Source organism: Nonomuraea terrae, assembly GCF_004348995.1.
GTDB classification, from domain to species: domain Bacteria; phylum Actinomycetota; class Actinomycetes; order Streptosporangiales; family Streptosporangiaceae; genus Nonomuraea; species Nonomuraea terrae.
On record NZ_SMKQ01000450.1, the window covers coordinates 1 to 1,130 of the forward strand.

The window sequence follows — 1,130 nt, forward strand, 5'->3', positions numbered from 1 at the left end:
GTGCAGAGCCAGTCGTTCATCGAGCCGGGGAAGCCTGAGGGTGGACCGACCTTGAGGCAGGTGATCTCGCCCGTGCCCGGGGTGGGGCCTACCTTGAGGTGGCGGACGCCGGCGGCATGGCCCCGCTCGCCCGGCTCGGTGTCGTACGGGGTCAGGCGGACGCCGAAGGGCAGGTCGCCTTCGGGCCGGTCGCCTTCGGGCCGGTCGGAGGGGTGGATGTGGAGGAAGTCGTCGATCACGCGGGTGGTGGCCTCCGGGTGGGCGGCCAGGTAGGCCAGGTGGTCGGTGGCGAGGTGGGTGGCGACCCTACGCAGGAGGTCGGTGGCGCACAGGTTGTGCGCGCAGGCGGCGCCGTCGAGGGTGATCTCGGGGAGGGCGAAGCGGCGCAGGCCGCGCGACGTGACGCGCAGGCAGTCGCACAACCCCGGGTCGGCCGGGCCCCAGGGCGGGCAGGTCGTGGCGTCGTGGACCTGGACGTCCCATGACACCCAGTCGTCGTTGAGGCGGAACGCCGGGGGCTCGGCCGCGCACCTGCCGCACGTGAGGACGGCTGCGCCGGTCAGCGGGTCGATGAGCAGGCCGTCGCACTCGCGGGCCAGGGCTCGGGCGGCGGCCCTGGCGACCTGCGCGGCGGCCGGCAGCCTGTGGGGCGGCGCGGTCGCGGAGACGACGACGTGTTGTCGGGTGCGGCGCAGGCGGCGTCTCTCGTCGCCGGTGAGCGTGGTGCCGGTCGGTTTCCACGGGGTTCGGTGGTGCGTCACGGTCAACGTGCCGTTGGTGATCGCGTCGATCGCCGCCCGTCTGTACGGGCCGCCGACGCGCCAGGGCACGTACGAGCCGGCCTCGAACGGCAGGTGCTCGACGGCGACGATGAACACCGACGTCATCGTGGCGGGCAACGGAAGGACGATCTTCATGGTGCCTCCGCACGGAAGGAAAGGGGAGGCCCTCAGCATGGACTCGACGCCGGTCGGCACGAGCTGTCGAACGCGATTCTGTGGATGAGCGTTCCGTCCCACGACTGCCCTGTGGATAACGCCTCGCCCTGGGCCTTCTCGCCGGGTGCACACGACCTTGTGTGCCTCTCACGAAAGGGGCGGGGTCAGGCGAGGAAGGGCTGGGAGTTGGGC

Annotated in this window: 1 protein-coding gene; it reads right to left on the minus strand. The window is 72.1% G+C overall.

The window, feature by feature from the left end; all coding sequences use genetic code 11:
- A partial coding sequence (locus E1286_RS47305; RefSeq protein WP_132623972.1) for a hypothetical protein occupies positions 1–917 on the minus strand: 917 nt, incomplete at its 3' end.
- Positions 918–1,130: the final 213 nt, after the last annotated feature.